Below are 21,382 nucleotides of genomic sequence, written 5' to 3'. Positions count from 1 at the left end.
ATGGCTGACGTTCAAAACAATCTCCCGCCCGGCGCGCTGACGCCGCCGTCCGGCCGCATGGTCGCGGCGCGCGAATTCTGGGCGAACTTCTCGCGCAATCGCGGCGCTGTCGTCGCGGGTCTGATCGTGCTGGTGCTGATCATCGTCGCGATCACCGCGCCGCTGATCGCGCCGCATAGTCCGATCGAGCAATATCGCGATTACGTGAAGATTCCGCCCGCGTGGCTCGAAGGCGGCAACCGCATGTTCCCGCTCGGCACCGATGAAGCCGGCCGCGACATCCTCTCGCGTCTGATGTACGGCGCGCGGCTGTCGTTCTGGATCGGCTTCGTGTCGGTGGTGCTCGCGCTGATTCCGGGCGTCGTGCTCGGTCTGATGGCCGCGTTCTTCAACTGGCTCGATACGCCGATCATGCGCGTGATGGACGTGCTGCTCGCGTTGCCTTCGCTGCTGCTGGCGGTCGCGGTCGTCGCGATCATCGGGCCGGGACTCGTCAATACGATGCTCGCAATCGCAATCGTCGCGCTGCCGGGTTATGTGCGTCTCACGCGTGCGTCGGCGCTCGGCGAATTGCAGAAGGAATACGTGACGGCATCGCGCGTGGCGGGTGCCGGCACCGTGCGGCTGATGTTCTCGCAAGTGCTGCCGAACTGCGCCGCGCCGCTGATCGTGCAGGCGACGCTCGGCTTCTCGTCCGCGATTCTCGATGCCGCCGCGCTCGGCTTCCTCGGCCTCGGCGTGCAACCGCCGGCGGCGGAGTGGGGGGCGATGCTGGCATCGGCGCGCGATTACATCGAAAGCGCATGGTGGATCGTGACGATGCCGGGCTTGTCGATCCTGATCTCGGTGCTCGTGATCAACCTGCTCGGCGACGGTCTGCGCGATGCGCTCGATCCGAAACTCAAACGGATGGGCTGATATGAACGATCTTCTGACTATCCGCAATTTGCAGGTGACGTTCGGCGGCACGCAGGCCGTCGATCGCATCGATCTGTCCGTGAAGCCGGGCGAAGTCGTCGGCGTCGTCGGCGAATCCGGCTCGGGCAAGAGCGTCACGATGATGGCGCTGATGGGCCTCATCGACGCACCCGGCAAGGTCACCGCCGATCAGGTCACGTTCGATGGCAAGGACTTGCTGAAGGCGTCGGCGCGCGAGCGTCGCAGGATCATCGGCAAGGACATCGCGATGGTGTTCCAGGACGCGCTGACGAGCCTGAACCCGAGCTACACCGTCGGCTATCAGATCAAGGAAGTGCTGAAGCTGCACGAAGGTCTGCGCGGCGCCGCGCTCGACAAACGCGCGCTCGAGCTGCTCGATCAGGTCGGCATTCCGGACGCGAAGAGCCGCATCAACGCGTTTCCGCATCAGATGTCGGGCGGCATGAACCAGCGCGTGATGATCGCGATGGCGGTCGCGTGCAATCCGAAGCTTTTGATCGCCGACGAGCCGACCACCGCGCTCGACGTGACGATCCAGGCGCAGATCATGGAACTGCTCGTGAAGCTGCAGAAGGAACGCGGCATGGCGCTCGTGCTGATTTCGCACGATCTCGCGGTCGTGTCCGAAGTGGCGCAGCGCGTCGCGGTGATGTACGCGGGCGAGATCATCGAAACGAATCATGTGCCGACGATCTTCAGCGAGCCGCATCATCCGTACACGGAAGCGCTGCTCGCCGCGATTCCCGAGCATTCGCGCGGCGCGGACCGTCTCGCCGCGCTACCGGGCATGGTGCCGGGCAAGGACGACCGGCCGAGCGGCTGTCTCTTCGCGCCGCGCTGCAAGTATGCCGTCGACGATTGCCGGAAGGCGCGGCCGAGTCTCTATCAGCTCGACAAGAACGATCCGGCCGTGCGCGCGCGATGCATCAAGCCGTTGAATATCGATGTGGTGGTGGAAGGAGGCGCGCGATGAACGCCGTACCGAAGGAAGTGACTCAGGACATCGTGCTCGCCGCCGACCAGCTCACGAAGCATTACGACGTGAAGCGCAGCGCGTTCAAGCACGGCACGGTGAAGGCGCTCAACGGCGTGTCGTTCGAGCTGAAGCGCGGGCGCACGCTCGCGGTCGTCGGTGAATCGGGCTGCGGCAAGTCGACGCTCGCGCGTCAGTTGACGATGATCGAACCGCCGACGTCGGGCCGTCTGCTGATCGAAGGCGACGATGTCGCGGGCGCAAGCAAGGCGAAGATCGCCGAGTTGCGTCAGCGCGTGCAGATGGTGTTTCAGAACCCGTTCGCGTCGCTGAATCCGCGCAAGACCGTCGAGCAGACGCTCGGCGAGCCGCTCGCGATCAACACGTCGCTTTCGTCGACGCAGCGCGCCGAGCGCATCGCGAAGATGATGCGGACTGTCGGTTTGCGGCCGGAGCATGCGTCGCGCTATCCGCACATGTTTTCGGGCGGGCAGCGTCAGCGCGTGGCGATTGCGCGGGCGATGATTCTCGATCCGCAGATCGTCGTCGCCGATGAACCCGTGTCCGCGCTCGATGTGTCGATCCAGGCGCAGATTCTGAATCTGTTCATGGACTTGCAGGCGCAGTTCGGCACGAGCTACGTGTTCATCTCGCATAACTTGTCGGTGGTGGAGCATATCGCCGACGACGTGATGGTGATGTACTTCGGCGGCGTGGCCGAAGTCGGCGACAAGAAGACGATCTTTGCGAAGCCGCGCCATCCGTATACGCGCGCGCTGATGTCCGCGACGCCCGCGATCTTCGAGGAAGACCGGCGCATCAAGATCAAGCTGCAGGGCGAGATGCCGTCGCCGCTCAATCCGCCGTCGGGCTGCACGTTCCATCAGCGCTGCCCGTATGCGATCGAGCGATGCCGCGCAGAGGAGCCTAAGCTGCGTGCCGTCGATGGACGTCAGGTGTCGTGTCATCGCGCCGAGGAGGTCGGCGAAATCGACGTCTGATTCTCGCCGGGCGGGTGCGCGGCGCGTCATGCGAATGTTTTAAGATGTCGGTCGTGCCGGATTCATACGACAAGCCGCGTTTTCTGCGCGCGGCGTTCGCCAAAACGACAGCCCTCGTGCTGTCGTTCGTGCTGTTTACGGCGGGTGTCTCGGTGTCGTCGCCGGGTTTTGCGGTGGTCGGATCGCGCACGCCGCAGGCCGCGGGCGATGCGGGCTCCGCCGCCGCGCCGGCCAATCCTGCTTCACCGCCGCGCGTCGACCGCACGAACGGCACGACCGCGAGCGGTCCGGTGCGTGCGCAACCGCCGCGCATGCCGTTCTACGTCGCGACCAAGGGCGCGACGACCATCTATGTGCTCGGCACGCTCCACGTTGGTTTCGCGAGCGACTATCCGCCCGAGCAGCCGTTTCGCAAATCGATACTCGCGGCACTCGATGCATCGCCGACACTGGCGCTCGAAATTTCCCCCGACGAACTGCTGCTCTCCCAGGACGATGTGAACCGCTACGGCATGTGCCGCAGCGAGTGTCTGATCGACTATTTGCCGGACTCGTTGTGGAAGCAGGTCGAGGCGCGCATGCGCAGCAATCCGGCGGCGTTGAAGGAGTTGCGGCACACGCGGCCGTGGCTCGCGTCGATGCTGATCGAAACCTACGACACGTTGAAGGCGGGATTTCAGAGCGAGTATGGGACCGAAGCGCAGTTGCAGAATGTTTATTTGCGCGCGCGGGGGAAGATCGTCGGACTGGAGACGCTGAACGAGCAGATTTCGACTTTTACGCGGCTGACGTCGGCGCAGCAGAGGGAGATGCTGGCGCAGGATCTGGTGCAGACGCCAGCGGAGAATGTCGCCGATGTGAAGGAGTTGCACAGGCTATGGCGTATCGGAGATGCGGATGCGTTGAAGGCCTGGGACGATGCCAAGAGCTCGAAGCTGGCGAGGTCGAAGACGCTGGCGGCGCAGATCGATAACCGGGTGGTTTATCAGCGGAATCAGCGGTTCGTCACGAGGATTGTTGCGATGGCCGCGCCGGATAAGCCGGTGTTTGTGGCGATCGGGGCGTTGCATTTGGGCGGGCCCAGGGGGGTGCTGGAGTTGTTGAGGAGGAGGGGGTTTTTGGTGGTGGGGGGGTGAGAAGACTCCCAAGACAACGTCACCACTAATCGGGCCCCCTCTGGAGTGACCCCTTCGAGCTAACGAGTACGCGAAGGCACGGTCCGCGAGTCAGTTGAAAATCTGGACCAAACGAAGTAGGCACATAGCAGTTTCTGAAGCCAATTCGTTGCCGCTACTGCGAGTGCGGCTCCGTTGGGGCCGTAGGCGCGAGTAAGTATCGTCAAAGACGACAAACAGAAGAGCCCGGCTATTATTTGAATATTACGATACGTGCGTTCACGCCCACACATTACCAATGTACTGGCTACTGGCCCTGTGACAACACTTGCCATTTGACCAATCGCAAGAATGATCAATGCACTCGACGCGTCCACAAAACCGTCGCCAAAGACACGCAGAAGAAATCTCGGACAAACTACGCAAAGAATAAATAGAGGCAACGCTCCGGCAGTCATTAATATGGATGACCGCTTTACGGTATGGGCAACACCGCGCCAATCAAAGTCCGCGCATAAGGCAGCGATCTTGGGCATGGCTATCATATTGATGGAAATAAAGAAGAAGCCAATTAACATCGTTATGCGCTGGGCCACCGAAAACAGAGCGACGTCTCCTGAAGACCTCATGAATCCGACGAGGATCGAAGGTGCCCATGTCATGGATAGTTCGCACAGCGATGCCACGAACAGCACCTTTCCCATACTAAACACCGAACCTTGATTAAAATTCGGTCTTACCGCTTTCCATTGCAATAGCGGATGACGTGAAACATAAATGTAAGCGATACCTAACGCAACGAAGGCTCCGAGCGCGTAGGCAATGCCACCGGCGTTAGCAGGCATGATATACAGCGTGGGTGCCAAAATGATCAAACTTGCCAACTGAGGCCATATGGTAGACAACTTCACGGCCGATTGCGTCGACCCAACTCCCTGCAAAAATTGGAAGCAGATTGTATAAAGAGCAACTGGAACGATAGAGACTGCCATCAACCGCAGCACTGGTGACAAGTCCGCATTGTTAAAAACTCTACCGACCGGATCCGAAAAACATGCGAGCAACAACGCAAAGACAATTGATATCGTCAATGTGAAAATCAAGCTAGACAGCAGGATTCCCTTGAGTGTTTGACGATCTTCTTGTCTAAGAGCAAGCGCAGCGGACCGGGTCACTGCGTTATCGAGTCCAAATCGAGCAATTGTGGCGAGAACAGTTGTGATGTTCAATGCCAAGAAATAGTTCCCGGCGGCACTCTTTCCGGCACCTCGACTGAGCAAAACAATAAAAGCGAAAGAGAAGGCGGTACCGGCCAACTTGACGAAGAGTGCATTAGCGCCCTTGAAAACGAGCTCAAGGGCTGACCCGCTGGAACGCAGGCGCTGCGTTATAGAACGTGGAAAATTCATTTTTTTGGGGTAACAGGCTGAGGGGCGAGGCTAGAAAGCCCGCTTTACTCATGTATGACGATTTCGTACCAAGGGCTGCTTTTAATGCTGACGTCTGTTTGGATTCCAAATTTCATCCCGTCGGGTACCATTTGGATCATGCCGGACGGCAGTTTTTCGAAACGGCGGCCTGCGCCATCGAGAGCATAGATGTCCGCCGCGCGAAAAGCCCCTCGGAGATGAAAGAAGAAAGGAGTTCGCTGCATCCACACCGATCCACTTCCTTCAGTCAGCATATCTGAAGGTTTCGGATTCGCTTGGCTCTTTACCGTCCACCAATCGGACTCTCCTTGGTAAGCCTGCAGTGAAAGTGCAGATCGGCCGTCTGCAGCGGATCGCGCGGTGGCTGCGCTGACCGCGAGCAAAATATGTTTTGACTCACTGATCGGCCTACTGTCCAAGCTGAGCGCCAGAATACTGCTGAAGATCTCATCCCTCGATAGAGAGGTCAACGAGGTGAATTTCGTCGACACAGCGTTGCCGGCAGGCAAGTAGCCTATATAACCAACTATGCGTGGCGCATCGATCACATAGAGGCGGTTCAACGAATAGCTCACTTGCCCGTTGTCTGCCGCAACAGGATTTAATGTAGACGACGCGTCGATTGCATTCGGAACTCGGACTGCATCCTGTGCGTAAGGATCGACGCCGATCTTATGGACCAGGATACTTCGTTTCTTCAATTCACCGCGCTGCTCGAGAAATGCGAGCACATTTCCATTTGCACGGGCTGTCGTCGCAGCAGCGCGCGTCGATGCGGGAAGGGGAATGGCAATCAATTGGCCGCCTTGATCGACCAAGCTTTGCCTAAAAATCGCCGCAGAGATCCCGAAAACAGCGAGCTTAGAGAGATCACCTGACAAGCTAAATTCATGGGGCGTGTTCGATTCCTGTGCAAAAGCACGATGGGCGTAGTCATAAAACGCCAAACCTCCCCAGTCCTGAAAGCATGCAAAGGAAGCCGTAACCGGCAGAATCTCCGAGCCATGCGTGTTCGGCCAAGGTTCGTTGAACTCGCTCACCATGAACGGCTTTCGTACGTCGCGCAGCACTGCAACGCGTAAGAGTTCGCTGAGACCACTCCCAATCAACGAGGTGTTCCGTTGCCTCCAGTCGTATTTATTCCAAAGCCCATTTGGAAAGTCGTAATGGTCGACATAGAAATGCGTATCGCGGTAGTCGGCAGACTCGTCGCTAGTATAATTTCCTAGACCGCCGAAATCCGTCTGAGTCCCGATGATCAATGCGCGCGGCGCCGCACGGTGCACCGCACCACGAATACGATCGAAGTAATCGCGATCCAAGGCGGTAAGAAAGTCGACATCTGAAATGGCCGGATTTTTATCAAATAATTGCTTCCGTCTAGCACGCAGTTCGGCGCCAACCGCGTCGTTAGAATTGACATCTATTTTTCGCTTCTGCCAAGCGTTCAGAATCGAACCTTCGTTATTGATTTCCACGAAAGCTAATGTTGGATCGTTTCCAAGGCCCAGAGCAGAAATGAGCGATTCCGCGAATTTCTGCTGCAGATCGATCATTTTCGGGAATATCTCGTTGAGAGGTCTGCTTGCCGGAAATTGCCCCCCTCCAACGTAGACGCCGTCGATATCGCGAAAGGTATATCCACAGTGAATGCTCAGGACGACGTAAATCCCGTGGTCTCTTAATACCGAAATGAATGTCTTAAGCCTTGAAATCGCTTCAACGTCCAGCGTTGGATAAGGCGCGGTCGTGAGAACGCCGCCAATCCGAGACTCATCCTTAGCTCTGAGAACAAAGTCGAGTTGATGAAGACGGACAAGATTGACCCCGAGCCTGGACAAGCGATCCGCAAGTTGACGTCCTTCGGTTGCGTCCGGGAAGGCTGCATCAAAGCCCAGACTGACGCCGAAAAACCGAATTGTTCGACTGGTTGCCTTTTTTGCTCGCTCATCAAAAACTACGAAGTGGGCTCGATCGGTACCAATCCAATCGTGCTCACCGATCTTATGATTTAAAAAGGAAAAATCCACCGGACCGCTGAGCCTGTCCAAGTCGATGCCGAATTGATACCAGTTATCCTCGCCCGCAATGGAAGAATGAAAAAATAGTGCTGAAACTAGGGCAACGAATGTAAGAGCCAGACGACGACGGATCATAAAATTTCGTTGTAAATCCTGGAAAGTCCCTCGAAATGCTTCTCCGGGGAAAAACGCCTTTCAGCCTTAGCCCTTGCTCGCACTCCCATCCTCACTGCGACACTGCGATTTTTATCGAGGAAACGCAATTTGTCCGCCAAGTCCCGCTCGTCTCCCGGAGCAAAAAGGAACCCGTCACTGCCTTCATCTATGATTTCTGTCATCCCGCCGATCTTACTTGCGATCACTGGCCGTCCGTAACAAAAGGACTCTATGACTGTCAGGCCAAAGGTCTCATACCATTCAGACGGCACGACTGTGCAGATCGCTCCGCGAACGATATCTCCTAAAGCTTCACCGCTCAGAAACGGAAAAAGCGAAACGCGCTCGCCCAAGCCCCCCGCAGCGACGTACTCTGCGACCTCCTCGCTCGCTTTACCAACACCGACAATCACCAGTTTCACGCCCGCAGCCTCTGCTGCTCTGAGCAGAGTGAAGATTCCCTTGAGTCGCTCGATTCGACCGTAATAGACGAAATATGAGCCCTCGTTCACAGTTGGCCGTAGTCGATCTGGAAACGTGAAGTTGTGCAACACAGAGATCTTGCTTGACGGTATGCCTCCTTCTATCGCACGTTGACGAACAAATTCGCTGACCGCGATAAAACGGTCCGGAATGGTTACGGCTCCGGCGCGCACCGAAATAGAAGCTTCCACTGCACTTAACATGCTCCGAGCGAGGGAACCTTGATTACATCTTCCCAAGATCGAAGGTGCGTAGTGGCCGACTGAGCATTTCTGGCAGTTTTCCCCATTACTGTTAAGCGTATAAACCGGACAAATAAGTTTGTATTCGTGCAGTGTCTGGACCGCGGGAATGCTGTTGCTCTTCAATACTTTGAGGATTGAGGATGTCAGTTTTCCATAATAAATATGTAAATGCGCGAGTTGTGGCCCGACGCGACTTATCAGTGTCGCCAGTCGCTGCGCCGCTTCCGGAGAATGAAGAAATCGCGCGAGATTGAGAGGCGAAATACTTTGGAAATCGGCACCACGAGGGAAATAGGCTTCCCATTTCGAATGTAAATTTTCGGGGTGTTGCGCCGCAAACGGCACCACCGTATTGTCTTCGGCCTCGAGCATTTGAGCTAGATCAAAAAAATAGCGATCCGAGCCGCCGGTTATACGATGGTTCTGCCCAATGTTCAATATCGTTAAGCCTCTCAATCTTGAGGGGGAATAAGAACGAATCATGTTTTCTTTTCCGAATGCGGTCGGATGACCAACGCGATCGCAAATATCAAGCCGTTGTAAGAATATTGAAAAAACGGATTTGTTATCGATAAGAAGGCGGCAAATATCAGAACAATTTTCCAATATCTGTTCTGAAAAGCGCTGCCATCTCCATTTCTTTTCAAGTCCCGATAGATCGTGACCAAGATGCCATAGAAAAGAAGAACACCCACGAAACCAAACTCCCCCATGACCGTTGCAAGATTGCTGTCATAGACCCCCTCCATTTTCTCGAAGAACGGTAGGTAAAGAAGATGTAACTGAGCGTACACTGGACTATTATCTGAAAGCACGCTTCCGAAAGTTGCAGCGCCCGCTCCGATAGGAAAATATTGATACATGAGCATCGCCCCAAAGTAGACCATGATCGCGCGAATATATTGCGATTGATCGATTCGAGACAATTCCCCGATGTTTTTCGTGGTTTCCGTTATCGCGTAGTCCAAGGCGTTGCTAGCGAATAAAGGTAGGGCAGCAGCCAAGCAGAAAAAAATTATCGGAAGCCTAGCTGATCTCCGCTCTGCGCATATCAGAAATGCGACAAGCGGGAAGATAGCGAGTGCCGTTCGTGATCCGTTAAGAAAAATTAAAAGCAAAAAGATCAGCGATACGAGAATACTCTTCAGAAAACTCCATCTGTTGATGTTTTTTGAAACGATGTAGGCGTAAAATAGGGAAAACAAGAATGCAATATCATTCGGTTTCAATTGGAAGCCAACGATTCGTGCGAGCCCGCCGCGAGACGTTTCGACAAACTTGACGTTGAACATCGCCAAGAACGTATCCTGAAGGATGAGATTCGCCACGAATCCGATGACTGAAAAGATAAAAAGCGCGAAAAAAATCCGTTCCGCCCATAGACGTCGGAACGCGCCGGCACTGAGGTTTCGCGCGAATATATAAAGACAGAAAAACTTCATGTGGATGACGACTTGCCCAATCTGCCTCCAAACATTGGGCTGAAGCCCCCTGAGCGAGATTAGGACGAGATAAACGGCCGTTCCGATCAATATGAAATCGAAACGCGACACCCTGCGCTTCACCGTCGCTCGAAGAACTGTCCACCCCAGGACCATTGCAACGACAAGATCATCAACCAGGCCGAGGGGAATCTCTAAGCGGGTGATCAACTCCTTGAACAGGATGATGAATGCTGTCGCGGCAAAGAACACTTGCAGAAAACCGGGTAAGCGTGGATCGCGCAATCTGCTGGATGCAAAGTTCATAGAGTTATTGTTTCTCGCACGACAGGACTGCGTTTAGCATGCAAGCGCCCAATTCGCGTTGACGCCTCACAATCTCGGCAATTTTGCCTCGGTTCGCTTCCGCCATGCTTTGGAGGGCGTCTAAAGATGGAGGAGGTGAGGTAAAATCCAACACCAGATCATCCAAGCCAATAGAGTTCATAAAGCCGGAATTCTTACGACTTACGTTCAAACACAATGGGGGCAGTTCGAGTTTGATGCTCAAGATGGCTGAATGCAGCCGCGACGCGATCACCAGATCAGCATGGAGCAGCACCAAATTAAGACTATTGACATTGGTGACGTGCGCCACTTCGATTTTCACTGCCCCGTTTGTACTCTCCCTTAGACGTTCAGCAAGATCCTTTGCCACTCCGTGATCCGCGGGCCAGCCTGTGGTGAAGAAGATAAATTTCACCCGCGACGCGTTCTGGACGACAAGCTGACTGATAAATTGGCGATACAGCGCGAATTTCATCGCTGAAAGGCCCGTTGAATTCTCCATCACGTTGATTGCAACACTCAGTTCTGCCTCGGGCGGAACCGAGTCCGTCGAACTGGCTGGAATCGATGTTGGTGCAGGAGGTTGGCCCAAAAAAGCACAGTCAGGCCCAATCTGGGCCGAAGGAAATTTCAGGGTTTCACGCAGATAGCTCAGCGTTATTTCATCTCTTACATAGACAAAGTCGGCGCTTAAAAGGCTGCGCTTAATCAGCAGACGGCACATCCAATTGAGATGTCCTCCAAGGCTTACACCGACGAACCCAATCGAACGGGAGCATATGCGGGCAATAAGCGTTCTTAAGAATATCGCGAGGGGAAAATGATAATTGTTATTCATCAGAACGCCGCCCCCGCCGATCATCACTAGGGCATCGTTGGGAATCCGTCTTATATCGCGGCAAGCTCTCAGAAGATAGCGTGCGGTCCAGATAGGAAGATAGAGGCGCCGAAGCACGCCCTTGAGTCGCTTCATAGGTGCGAACGAGCTTGCGGCAGTATGATTTGCCGCAATGTTCGCAGGCCGTTCCCCGCCGAACCATTTCCCGGATTGGAGACCTGCAGCGAGTACTGCGCAACGCTGTTCTAGAAGGGCACTCTCAATTCCTGAAAAAATCGCTTGATCCCCAATGTTTGTTGAGTCAAGCTCATTTACGACAAGGACGGTTTTCACGGACTGACCTTTAATTGACTGATAATAACTTCAGGACTCTGAAGCGGAAGCAGCGCGGGCACTGCTGTTCTCGAGACATACGTCCCCAACTTCGGCGCGCTTGATCTGATGCGTTGAGCGAATTCGGCATTCCAAATCCAGTCGTTCAACACCGGGCTGGAACGAGGAAATTCACGGAAAGCGTCTTTGTAGTGAGCGCATGTCGATGGAGGAACTTTCCAGCGATTGAGGCACACTGCGGCGGACACTAAGCGGCAGACTCCTAACTCGAAAACTGCGTCAACTTCATGTAGCGGATCCCGGATGGGGGCCTTACGCTGGCAGCAAGTTGCAACTCCCGGAATCTTCGAAGGCGAGCGGTAAGAACGCGCTCAGTTATCGATCCGTTATTTCAATTGCTGGATCGAAAGTCGGCGCAACGCATCCATCCTCGCACTCTTCGAGAGCAACTCACTTTTCCTCTTCAAGCTCTCTCAGGGATCGCGCATTGATCGGGTCGTCTGTCGCCTCATTGTGTTGGGCCTTCGGAGCGAGATTGCGCACACGCTCAGGTTTGTCAAGTGCCTCGGATACGCTCGTCGGAACGCGCGCGCTGTCGTTCAAATGACGGTCTAGCAGCGCCTCATATTGTGCTAACACGCTACGCCACCGGAACGCGCCCTCGAATCGTTGCGTGCTCGCCTGGCTCATCGCGCGAGCTGTGTCGGGATCACCAAGCAGTGCTGAGATATGTATGTCGCACTCGGCTTCGAACGCAAAAAAGCGCGCGCCTGGACCTGCGACCCAGCGGTTGAAGACATTGTCGTGGGCGATTACAGCATTCCCTGCGCCTAATGCCTCGACCAGCGACGGATTGGTTCCCCCCACGCGGTGCCCGTGCAAATAGAATTCCGCATGCCGACGCAATGCGCGCAGGAACGCCTGATCGTAGATTGCGCCGGGAAACAGCACTTCGTCGCTCGCAGCGGCAAGCACCTGACGGTGATACGCGTTCGAGTTGGAATCGTACTTGCCGAGCACGACAAGCTTCGCGTTTCGCACTCTTCGGGAAAAGGCCGTAACGATTTCGAGCACTGAGTTTTCGGGTTCTGGCCGCGCGATCACGATGCCGTACCGCATGCCTTCCAGACCTAGCGCCTTGAGCGGATCACGCGCGACATCGCCAACCGCATCGGCTCCATAGGGGATGGTCGTGATCTTGGAGCGCTTGACTCGCGTGGCGAGATGCGCCGCGATTGCCGGGTGATCTGCGATGAGGTGATTGCCCGTCCAACACCCGATCCGCTCGTTGATCCAGAGCCAGATGCGTTCGTGGAACTTCCACTTCTCACGTCGCCATTCGAGTCCGTCCATGTTGATCAGGTTGGTGATCCCGTTCCAGCGAAGGTACGTGCAGAAGGCAGCGGTGTTGTAGCCAAGCGTCAATACAAGCGCCGGCCGCTGCCGCACCACATCCTTTACAGACTTCCAGTCAAACTCCATCGTGCCCAGCGCGCCGGACCGGCTGACCGGGATCACGATCCGATGCACACCTCGCCAGATATCCTCCATCGTTTCGATTTGATCGGTCGCGCCTTGGCAATACACCGTCACGTGCCAGCCTCGTTGAACGAGGTATAGGGCCAGACGTTCTGCAAAAGTTTCGAATCCGCCATGACTCGCCGGAATCCCGCGCGTGCCGATAATGGAAAGTTGTTTGACTGACATCAGATGCTCTTGATTATTTGAAGCGGGTTAAACGACCAACGATGATCCGGCGATTCGCATGCTTTCCCAGGGCAACGAGAGTCGTTTAATGAATTCACTCGTCACGGTCGTGATACTTGGAAAACGCGCCATAGGACATCCCGCTTGCTGGTGTATCCGTGAGCAGCGCTCCATCCAACGGAACGCCGGCACTCGCGAGTTGACGCATCGTTTCGCTGAGTTCCGCCGCTGTATGGCGGCCGTGCCGTGCGACAAGCAGGGTCGCGTCCACATGGCGACCGATCAGGCCGGGATCGGTTACTGCGAGCACTGGAGGCGAGTCGACGATCACGTAGTCATAGCGTTGACGCAAGCGCGCAAGTACATCGGCCAACCGACTCCCCATCAACAGCTCGGAAGGATGCGAAGGAATTGATCCACCGGTGACGACGTCGAGACCCGGAAGCACATCGCGCTTGATGACGAGATCGGGTTCGGCACCGTTGAGAAGTTCTGAGAGCCCCGGTTTGCGCGAGAGACCGAGCAAGCCGTGCAGATTGCCGCGCCGCATATCGCCATCGATGAGCAATACCTTGTCGCCGCCTTCGGCAAGCACGGCGGAGAAGTTGAGAGAGACGAATGACTTCCCGACGCCGGGACGAGGTCCGGTGAACATCAGAACCTCGTTACGCTTCTTTAGGATTTTGAAGTTAAGAGCGGTGCGCAGGCTGCGTAATCCCTCGATCGCAACGTCATTTGGCGAAAGACGCGCGAGCACGCTGACCTTTGATTTATCGCGTCCCCGCGCGGATTCAAGCGCAGCTTGCTGCTCCGAACGCGAGATGATCGCGTACACAGGAACATCGATAGCGGCCTCGATGTCCCCGGGCGTTTCCAGCCCGCGATTGAGTATACGACGCGTTATCGCGAGAACACTTCCCAGGAATAGTCCGATTAGCGCGGAAAGCACGATCGTCAAAGCTTTCTTCGGCGCAACCGGCTTCTCTGGTGTAACAGCATAATCAACCGTCCGGACGTTGCCGAGTTGCCCGGCCTTCAGCACGCGCAACTGCTGAGTACTGTCAAGAAGATTGGTGTAGAGATCGTTGCTCACCTTCACATCTCGCAGGAGGCGCACAGCGTCCTGCTGCAAGTTTGGAAGACTGCTGACCTGTTTCTCATACTCGTCGGACTGGCGTTGCAGTTCAACGATGCTCGCATCAATAGCCGTAACTGACGGGTGCAACGCGGTGTAACGTTGCACGAGACTCCCACGCTGCTGCTGCAATTCAATGATCTTCGTGCGGTTCTCTACGACCGTCTGCAGCAGCAGCTTGCTTTGCTCTTCCAAGTCAATCGCACCGTGCTTTGCGCGATACTCGTTATAGCGCGCCTCGGCCCGGTCGAGGTCAGCGCGCAGTTGCGGTAGCTGGTCGGCCAGGAAGGCGAGCATCTGTTCCGCCTGCGCGGACTTGCGATCGACGTTGCGCTGGACGTAGATCGTCGCGATCGTATTTACTGTTCCGGTAACGGCTTCGGCGTCCGCGTCATCGAGCGACATGCTGATAATCCCAGACTGTTTCGCCTTCTCGTCGATCTTGAGTGCCTTTTGCAGATCAGCGACGGTCTGCTGTGTCGACGCTCGCGTCAGTTCGAAGCGCGTGCCGGGGTGTGCGAGAAGCGACATGACGGTCAGTCTGATAGCACCGGCCTTGTATTGAGCCGACACAGTTTCTCCGACCTTTCCGCGCAACACGACATCACCGTCCGGCGATAGCAATTCGTAACGCTCACCTTCCCGTGCGACCAGCATGAAGGTCTTGTCATGCAACGAGACTGGCACGTCGAAGGTCGAGACGATGATGCGCTCGCCGCCCCAGGCGTAACTGGACAGACCGAGCGGCGCACTCGCGAGCCCGTCACCCGCCGTATAGCGGACATAGGGCGCACCGAGAAGCGGGAAGTAATGCGGATGCGCATCGATATCGAGATGGAGCCGCGAAACGGCATCGCCGACCACCATGCGCGAGCGCATCAGTTCGATTTCCGCATCGGAACTCGATTTGTTCTGGAACAGCGCGGCCAGATCGCCCAGCTTGTCGTTGAGCGTACCGGCGCCGCTGTCATCGTCGACCTGAATAAGCGCGTCGGCCCGGTAGGTGGGCGTCCAGAGAAACGCGTATACCGATCCGACCAGCAACGTGCACGCCGTGGCGATCGCGATCAGCTTGCGATTCTCGCGCAGCACGCCGACGACCTCGGACAGTCGAATTTCATCGTCGCTGCCGGCGTCGGAAGAGGGCTGGGAAGTTTTGATATGCAGTTCTTTCATCGTTGCGCCGCCAGACTGCGGCTCCATTGCGAGATGCCACCCCGGATCTGGACGAAGGCCAGGTCAAACACTGCGCGGTGGCGTCTATACGGATCCATTACGTCGACGCGTTCTTCATCGCAAAGCCGGAACACCTTGCCGCGCAGCGACGGCCAGTTGGACTCGATCCACTGGCGCTGCGCCTGTGTCATCGTGAGAATCAGATCCGCGGCCTGCGCGCGGGAAGCATCGAGTTGGGTTGCGACGTGCGTATCGAGTGCAAGGCCGTGCGCCTGCGCGATCTCGACGATCACCGCATCCGCACCCGCCCCCACCACCGCATGCGTGCCCGCCGACGTGACCTCGAGCTCAGGCAACTCACGCGCAAGCAGGGCCGCGGCCATCGGGCTGCGGCAGATGTTTCCCTCGCACACCATCAAAACCGACCGGATCATTTCGCGATCACCCCAGCCGTAAGCCCAGAGCTGATCAGCGGCATCAACAGACTGATCACGCGGTTGAAGCGCACGAGACCGTTACCGTCGACATAAACGACGTCCTTCGGCTGCAGCTCGAACTCATTCGCCACGAGCATCGAGACGGGCGAACGGCTATCCAGATGGAACACTTGCGGCGCGTCGTCGCCCGGGCGGATCACGAACATCTGCGCGGTGTCGGCCGTGTTCGAATTGATGCTGCCCGCCTGCGCGAGCGCATCCGCTAGCGACATGCGGCCGTCGCGACGCGGCGTGGCCGAGCCCGGCTTGTTCACTTCGCCCATCACATAGACGATGTTGTCGTCGCGCGAAGTGACACGCAGCAGATCGCCCGACTTCAGATACAGCTTCGACGGATTGAGCCCTTGCGCGAGCAGTTGCGGCACGTCGATCCGATGCGAAACACCGCCGCGCACCAGCACCACATCGCTCTGATCGGCGTTGTCGCTGAAGCCGCCCGCGCGCGCGATCGCGTCGTAGAAGCTGAGCGGCACGTCCGTCAGCGAGAGCGCGCCGGGGCTGTGCACCTGACCATCGACATACACCTGGCGGGCGCGATACGACGCCATGCGCACCGTCACCTGCGGTTTCACGAGATACGTCGAAAGCGCCGTGGTCAGCTTCTGCTGAATCTCATCGGTGCGCAGTCCGGCGACCGCGATCGTCCCTGCATACGGGAAACGCAGGTTGCCCTTCTGATCGACGACGAAGCCCGCCGCCGGATCGCTCGGCTTCGCAGGCAACTGAGACTGGCCCGGACCGGCCGCCGCCGCGAGTTCCGGGTGATCCCAGACCACGATCTGCAGCACGTCGCCCGTACCGACCGTGTAGGTTTGCGGTGCGCCGAAAAGCTGCGTCACCTGCTGATCCAGACGCGCCTTGCGTTGCCCCGCAAAGCGTTTCACGACCGCGAGATCGAGTTCCGTGACGGGAATTGCGGGCGTCGCCGCAGTGGCTTCGACGTGCGTGCCGGCTTCGCTCGCGCTCGTCGCCGGATCGGCGCTCACCGGCATGCGAAAGCCTGGCGCGGCCGCGCAAGCACCAAGCAAGGCCGTCAGCGCGAGGGTCAATGCCGTCCGTGGAAACGAGGCGCGCCACGACGTAGGGCGAACGCGTTCAATCGATTGCTTCATGATGGGTCCTGCGCGTCAATACGCATTGCGATGTACGAATCCCCGCACGATGGTCGCGAGCACGATGCGCATGTCGAGCGCAAACGACCAGTTGCTGAGGTAATAGAGATCGTGTTCGACACGCCGCTGCATCTTTTCGATGGAATCGGTCTCGCCGCGCAGACCGTTGATCTGCGCCCAGCCGGTGATGCCCGGCCTGATGCGATAGCGATGGATGTAGTCGTCGACGATGTCCTGATAAAGCGCGTCATGCTCGATGGCATGCGGGCGCGGCCCGACGACCGACATCTCGCCGCGTAGCACGTTGAGGAATTGCGGCAGTTCGTCGAGGCTCGTGCGGCGCAGAAAGGCGCCGACACGAGTGATGCGCGGATCGCCGCGCGTGGCCTGGACGACGACGCCGTCGCCCGCCGCGTGCATGCGCATCGTGCGGAATTTGTAGATCTCGAACGGCTTTCCGCTCGCGCCCCGGCGCAACTGTCTGAACAGCACCGGTCCCGGCGACGAGAGCTTGACGGCAAGCGCGATCGCGAGCAGCACCGGCGAGCTTGCGAGAATCGCGCAGGCGGCAAACACACGGTCGAAAATCGTCTTGACGGCGAGTGCGTCCGCATTGAGCGGCGAGGCAACGAGGTTGATCGCGAGCGCGCCGTCGAGATCGACCGTGCCGCTCTGGAAGCGCGTCAGGTTGCTCACGTCCGGGATGAAGCGGATGTTCACCAGTTCATTGCGGAACGCATCGATGAAACGATGCAGCGCGTCTTCATCGGTGAGCGGCAAGGCGAGCCACAGTTCGTCGATTCGCTGCGCTCGCAAATGCGATACGAACGCCGCGATGTCGGAAAAGCGCTGCACGCCGTCGAGCGGCGCCGCTGCCTCGCCGCCCGTCTCGAATTGCGCCTCGATCCGGTAAATCGGCTCGCGCATCGCGTCGAGGTTGCGCATGAGGACAGCGCAATGATCGCCGCGTCCGACGACCGCCACCGAGTGGACGCGCGTGCCGGGCGCACGGGCGATCCTGCACGCGAAGATGCCGGCCGCCGTCAACGCCGCCAGGCCCGCGAAGGATCGAAGCGACGGCTCGTAGTCCGGATGCATCAGCTTGACCGTTCCCACGGCCAGGGCTTCGCAGAACACCCAGCCGAGCGCCGTCAAAAGCGCGCCCCGAACCGGCGTCGCGCGTGGCGTCGGGTTTGCATCCATCGCGCACCACGCGTAGATGATCGTGAGTGCGACAGCCGTGCTGCGATAGGCCGCCAGAGCACTGCCTTCGGCATGCCTGTGCATGACCATCGCGCAGATCGCGACGAAAATGCTTTCGATGAGTCGCAACGTGAGATGACGACCCGCGGGTGCGTTATTGAAACGGAAATAACTCGGCAATCGCATGGCGGACTAAAGGCGGAACAGCGGTTCGCCTGCCGCTCACGAAGGAGAAGACATCGAACTAATTCCGGGTCGGGGTAATTGCGTTGCGATTCGAGGACCGTTTGCGGCATCCGCGGAACATTTAAACCGCGAATATTGGGGGGAACGGAAACAATCTCGGATCGCTGACCAAGGCATAGGAGTCTCTATCAAGCAGCCGTTCGGCAGATATAAGCGCCGTCCTAATTGCTGCATCTGCACGCTTCGGTCGAAAGGTTGCAATATCCTGAAGAATGGAAGGCGTAATTTGCGCGCAGGCGAGCGCCGTAGCCTTTCAAGTGCGACGGTGTGTTTGCCTGTAAGGTAAGCCGGACGGGCGTCCGCAGCCGAAGGGGAGCGTTTGGAAAATAAAAAAGCGTACTCAGGAAATTTACCTGAAGTACGCTAAAGTTTTCTCACGCTAGATATCTTTATCTTACATTTATCTATTCATTCAGATAAACATCAACCAATTAAGCAAAAATACATTAGCCACCAAAAGCGTCACCGCCGTCGGCACCTGCACCTTGATCACCGCATTCTTATCCGGCAATTCCAGCAACGCCGCCGGCACGATATTGAAGTTCGCGGCCATCGGTGTCATGAGCGTGCCGCAATATCCCGAAAACATCCCGATCGCGGCCATCGTCGCGGGATTGCCGTGGAATACGCCGACGAGAATCGGCACGCCGACGCCACCCGTCATCACCGGAAACGCGGCAAAACCATTGCCCATGACCATCGTGAAAAGCGCCATGCCGACGACATACACGGCCACCGCCACGAGCCGGTAATCCAGGTTGACGTAAGCCGTCGTCACATGCGCGACCGCCTTGCCGACGCCCGCATCGGAGAACACGAGCCCGAGCATGCCGAGCATCTGCGGCAGCACGGCGGCCCACGAGAGCGCATCGATGAGACGGCGCGTTTCGCGCATCGACTGGCCGACGGTATCGCGCGTCATCACGCACGCGATCGCGAGCGCGATCACGCATCCGACGCCGAAGCCGATCAGCGTCACGTTCTTCAACTCGATCAGCGGCACGCCGCCGAACACGAGATATTTCGCGCCCAACGTGAGAATGACCGTAACAACGGGAATCGTCAGCGCCGGCACGAAAAGCTTGTTGCCCAGACGCACGGCGCTCTGACGGCGCGTTTCATCGGAAAGCATTTTCGGCTTCGCGCCGGTCACGCCGCCGAAGCCCGCGATCAGTGCCATCGCCACGACGAGCACGCCGACCACCGTCACCGGAATCCAGTCGCCGGCAAGAAAGATCAGCGCGTAGATCAGCCAGAAGCCGCCCGCGGTCAGCCGCCGCGGATGCGACTTGTCCGTGATGATCATCCCGCCGACCACCAGCAGGATGATGCCGACGAGATAGAACAGATAGTTGATCGTGAGCGTCATGCTTTTTCTCCCGCGACGTTGCGCGTGAGCGCGTCGAGCTCGCGCGCGAGCCTGCGGTCGAGCAGCCACAGCCGGAAGCCGTGGATCAGGAACGCGCAGATCGCCGTGGGAATGCCCCACACGGCCACGTGCATCGGCTCCACGACGATGCCCGCTTCCTTCAGGAACGTGACCATCAGCACGATCGCGCCGAACGCCACGAAAATGTCCTCGCCGAAGAACAGGCCCACGTTGTCGGTCGCCGCCGAGTACGCGCGCAATTTGTGGCGCGTCGCGTCGGAGAGCTTGCCGTAACGTGCTTCGGTGGCGCCTTCGGCCATCGGCGCGAGCAGCGGGCGCACCATCTGCGGATGACCGCCGAGACCCGTCAGACCGACCGCCGCCGTGATCTCCCGCACGAACAGATAGACGATCAGCAGACGCCCGGCCGTCGCGGCCTTGATGCTCGAAATCCACATCTGCGCGCGTTCGCGCAGGCCGTGCCGTTCGAGCAGGCCGATCACCGCCAGCGGCAACAGGATGATGAGCGGAATGTTGCGCGTCTTGAGAAAGCCGGTTCCGATCGCGGTCAGGATTTTTTCGATGGGAAAGTGCGCCGCAAAGCCGGTGATGATCGCGGCGGCCGCGACGATCAGCATCGGATTGAAGCGCAGCACGAAGCCTACGATGATGACGGCCACGCCGATGAGCGGCCACAAGTTGACAGGGGTTGCCATGAGTTCTCCAAACAATATTGACGTCGCGCCTCGCCTCGGGCGCGTGGTTTCACTACTCGCGGCTCTTCGACCTGCCTTGGCCGCTCGTTAAAACGCCCCGGCGGGGCGGGGCGTTCGATTCTTCTTCTACCGCGTCAGGCGGCGGCGTGCGCGGCGCGGACTTCGATGCCCGCATCGGCCAGCGCGCCGCGAATGCGTCGTGCGAATTCCAGCGCGTGCGCGCCGTCGCCGTGCAGGCAGATCGTCTGCGCGTTGAGCGGCACCCATTCGCCCGACACGGCCTTCACGCGCTGCTCGCGCACCATCGCGAGAGTGCGGTCGAGCACGACGTTTTCGTCGTCGAGCAGGGCGCCCGGCTCCTTGCGCGGCACGAGCGAACCGTCCGCCCGATAACCGCGATCCGCGAACACTTCTTCGATCGCGATCAGCCCCGCGCGCCGCGCCGCTTCGATGAACTCGCTGTTCGCGAGCCCGAACACGAGCAGCGACGGATCGAAGTCGTGCACGGCGGAAACGATGGCATCGGCGATTTCCGTGCTTCTCGCCGCCTGGTTGTAGAGCGCGCCGTGCGGCTTCACGTGCGCGATGCGCCCGCCTTCCGCCTGCGCGATCGCCGAAAGCGCGCCGAGCTGATACAGCACGCCCGCGTAGATTTCCTCCGGCGGCAGATCCATTTCCTTGCGGCCGAAGTTCTCGGGATCGTTGAAGCTCGGATGCGCGCCGATGGCCACGCCTTTCTCCACGGCCCAGCGCACGCAGTCGCGCATCGCGGTGGCGCCGCCCGCATGCCAGCCGCACGCGATGTTCGCGGAACTCACGAGATCGAGCAGTGCTTCGTCGGTGCCGCAGCCTTCGCCGAGATCGGCATTGAGATCGATTTCCATGATTTTGCAGTCGTTCCGTTGGATGTTGAGTGTG

17 protein-coding genes are annotated in these 21,382 nt (G+C 58.1%); 4 read left to right on the top strand and 13 right to left on the bottom strand.

Annotated features, from left to right (window positions below; genetic code table 11):
• The 4 genes from AWB76_RS29750 to AWB76_RS29735 are packed head-to-tail and all read left to right on the top strand — an operon-like array spanning position 1 to position 4,049.
• Positions 1 to 918 carry an ABC transporter permease subunit gene (locus tag AWB76_RS29750; protein WP_061163682.1) on the top strand — a complete coding sequence of 306 codons (918 nt, stop codon included), beginning with the start codon at positions 1 to 3 and terminating at the stop codon, positions 916 to 918.
• A 1-nt stretch (position 919) separates the two neighbouring features.
• Positions 920 to 1,912 carry an ABC transporter ATP-binding protein gene (locus tag AWB76_RS29745; RefSeq protein ID WP_061163681.1) on the top strand — a complete coding sequence of 331 codons (993 nt, stop codon included), beginning with the start codon at positions 920 to 922 and terminating at the stop codon, positions 1,910 to 1,912.
• Complete coding sequence (locus tag AWB76_RS29740) at positions 1,909 to 2,913, top strand: peptide ABC transporter ATP-binding protein (protein ID WP_061163680.1); 1,005 nt, start codon at positions 1,909 to 1,911, stop codon at positions 2,911 to 2,913. The genes AWB76_RS29745 and AWB76_RS29740 overlap by 4 nt, the downstream gene beginning before the upstream one ends.
• Before the next feature lie 44 nt (positions 2,914 to 2,957).
• Positions 2,958 to 4,049: a TraB/GumN family protein gene (locus tag AWB76_RS29735; protein ID WP_061163679.1), complete on the top strand. Its 1,092-nt coding sequence runs from the start codon at positions 2,958 to 2,960 to the stop codon at positions 4,047 to 4,049.
• A 59-nt stretch (positions 4,050 to 4,108) separates the two neighbouring features.
• Here the strand turns inward: AWB76_RS29735 and AWB76_RS39530 are convergent, their stop codons facing one another.
• The 13 genes from AWB76_RS39530 to pxpA form a co-directional block, all read right to left on the bottom strand.
• Positions 4,109 to 5,437 (bottom strand): oligosaccharide flippase family protein, encoded by a 1,329-nt coding sequence (locus AWB76_RS39530; RefSeq protein WP_074171437.1) that lies wholly within the window; start codon positions 5,435 to 5,437, stop codon positions 4,109 to 4,111.
• Positions 5,438 to 5,481: 44 nt separating this feature from the next.
• Entirely contained in the window at positions 5,482 to 7,614 is a 2,133-nt protein-coding gene (locus AWB76_RS29725) for a hypothetical protein (RefSeq protein ID WP_061163677.1), read from the bottom strand.
• Positions 7,611 to 8,846, bottom strand: a complete 1,236-nt coding sequence (locus tag AWB76_RS29720) for a glycosyltransferase family 4 protein (RefSeq protein WP_061163676.1) — start codon at positions 8,844 to 8,846, stop codon at positions 7,611 to 7,613. The genes AWB76_RS29725 and AWB76_RS29720 overlap by 4 nt, the downstream gene beginning before the upstream one ends.
• Entirely contained in the window at positions 8,843 to 10,111 is a 1,269-nt protein-coding gene (locus AWB76_RS29715) for an O-antigen ligase family protein (protein WP_157696238.1), read from the bottom strand. Before AWB76_RS29715 ends, AWB76_RS29720 begins: the two co-directional genes overlap by 4 nt.
• Before the next feature lie 4 nt (positions 10,112 to 10,115).
• Positions 10,116 to 11,303 (bottom strand): polysaccharide pyruvyl transferase family protein, encoded by a 1,188-nt coding sequence (locus tag AWB76_RS39525; protein ID WP_157696237.1) that lies wholly within the window; start codon positions 11,301 to 11,303, stop codon positions 10,116 to 10,118.
• Between the two features lie 450 nt (positions 11,304 to 11,753).
• Positions 11,754 to 13,010, bottom strand: coding sequence for a DUF1972 domain-containing protein (locus AWB76_RS29705; RefSeq protein WP_074171435.1), 1,257 nt, complete (start codon positions 13,008 to 13,010; stop codon positions 11,754 to 11,756).
• A 94-nt stretch (positions 13,011 to 13,104) separates the two neighbouring features.
• Positions 13,105 to 15,321 carry a polysaccharide biosynthesis tyrosine autokinase gene (locus AWB76_RS29700; protein ID WP_061163711.1) on the bottom strand — a complete coding sequence of 739 codons (2,217 nt, stop codon included), beginning with the start codon at positions 15,319 to 15,321 and terminating at the stop codon, positions 13,105 to 13,107.
• A complete protein-coding gene (locus tag AWB76_RS29695) occupies positions 15,318 to 15,737 on the bottom strand; it encodes a low molecular weight protein-tyrosine-phosphatase (protein ID WP_279616464.1) in 420 nt (139 codons plus the stop codon). The genes AWB76_RS29700 and AWB76_RS29695 overlap by 4 nt, the downstream gene beginning before the upstream one ends.
• A 14-nt stretch (positions 15,738 to 15,751) precedes the next feature.
• Positions 15,752 to 16,930, bottom strand: coding sequence for a polysaccharide biosynthesis/export family protein (locus AWB76_RS29690; protein ID WP_244173499.1), 1,179 nt, complete (start codon positions 16,928 to 16,930; stop codon positions 15,752 to 15,754).
• Positions 16,931 to 16,945: 15 nt separating this feature from the next.
• Entirely contained in the window at positions 16,946 to 18,262 is a 1,317-nt protein-coding gene (locus tag AWB76_RS29685) for an undecaprenyl-phosphate glucose phosphotransferase (RefSeq protein ID WP_244173498.1), read from the bottom strand.
• A 529-nt stretch (positions 18,263 to 18,791) separates the two neighbouring features.
• Positions 18,792 to 19,748 (bottom strand): DUF979 domain-containing protein, encoded by a 957-nt coding sequence (locus tag AWB76_RS29680; protein ID WP_061163670.1) that lies wholly within the window; start codon positions 19,746 to 19,748, stop codon positions 18,792 to 18,794.
• The gene (locus AWB76_RS29675; RefSeq protein ID WP_061163669.1) at positions 19,745 to 20,464 is read right to left on the bottom strand and encodes a DUF969 domain-containing protein; all 720 of its coding nucleotides are present in this window, start codon (positions 20,462 to 20,464) and stop codon (positions 19,745 to 19,747) included. The genes AWB76_RS29680 and AWB76_RS29675 overlap by 4 nt, the downstream gene beginning before the upstream one ends.
• Before the next feature lie 134 nt (positions 20,465 to 20,598).
• The gene (gene pxpA, locus AWB76_RS29670) at positions 20,599 to 21,348 is read right to left on the bottom strand and encodes a 5-oxoprolinase subunit PxpA (RefSeq protein ID WP_061163710.1); all 750 of its coding nucleotides are present in this window, start codon (positions 21,346 to 21,348) and stop codon (positions 20,599 to 20,601) included.
• Between the last annotated feature and the right edge of the window lie 34 nt (positions 21,349 to 21,382).

Source organism: Caballeronia temeraria, assembly GCF_001544795.2.
In the GTDB taxonomy this organism is placed as follows: domain Bacteria; phylum Pseudomonadota; class Gammaproteobacteria; order Burkholderiales; family Burkholderiaceae; genus Caballeronia; species Caballeronia temeraria.
The sequence above is the reverse complement of the archived record's forward strand: the minus strand, read 5'-3'. Positions and strand labels throughout refer to the sequence as shown.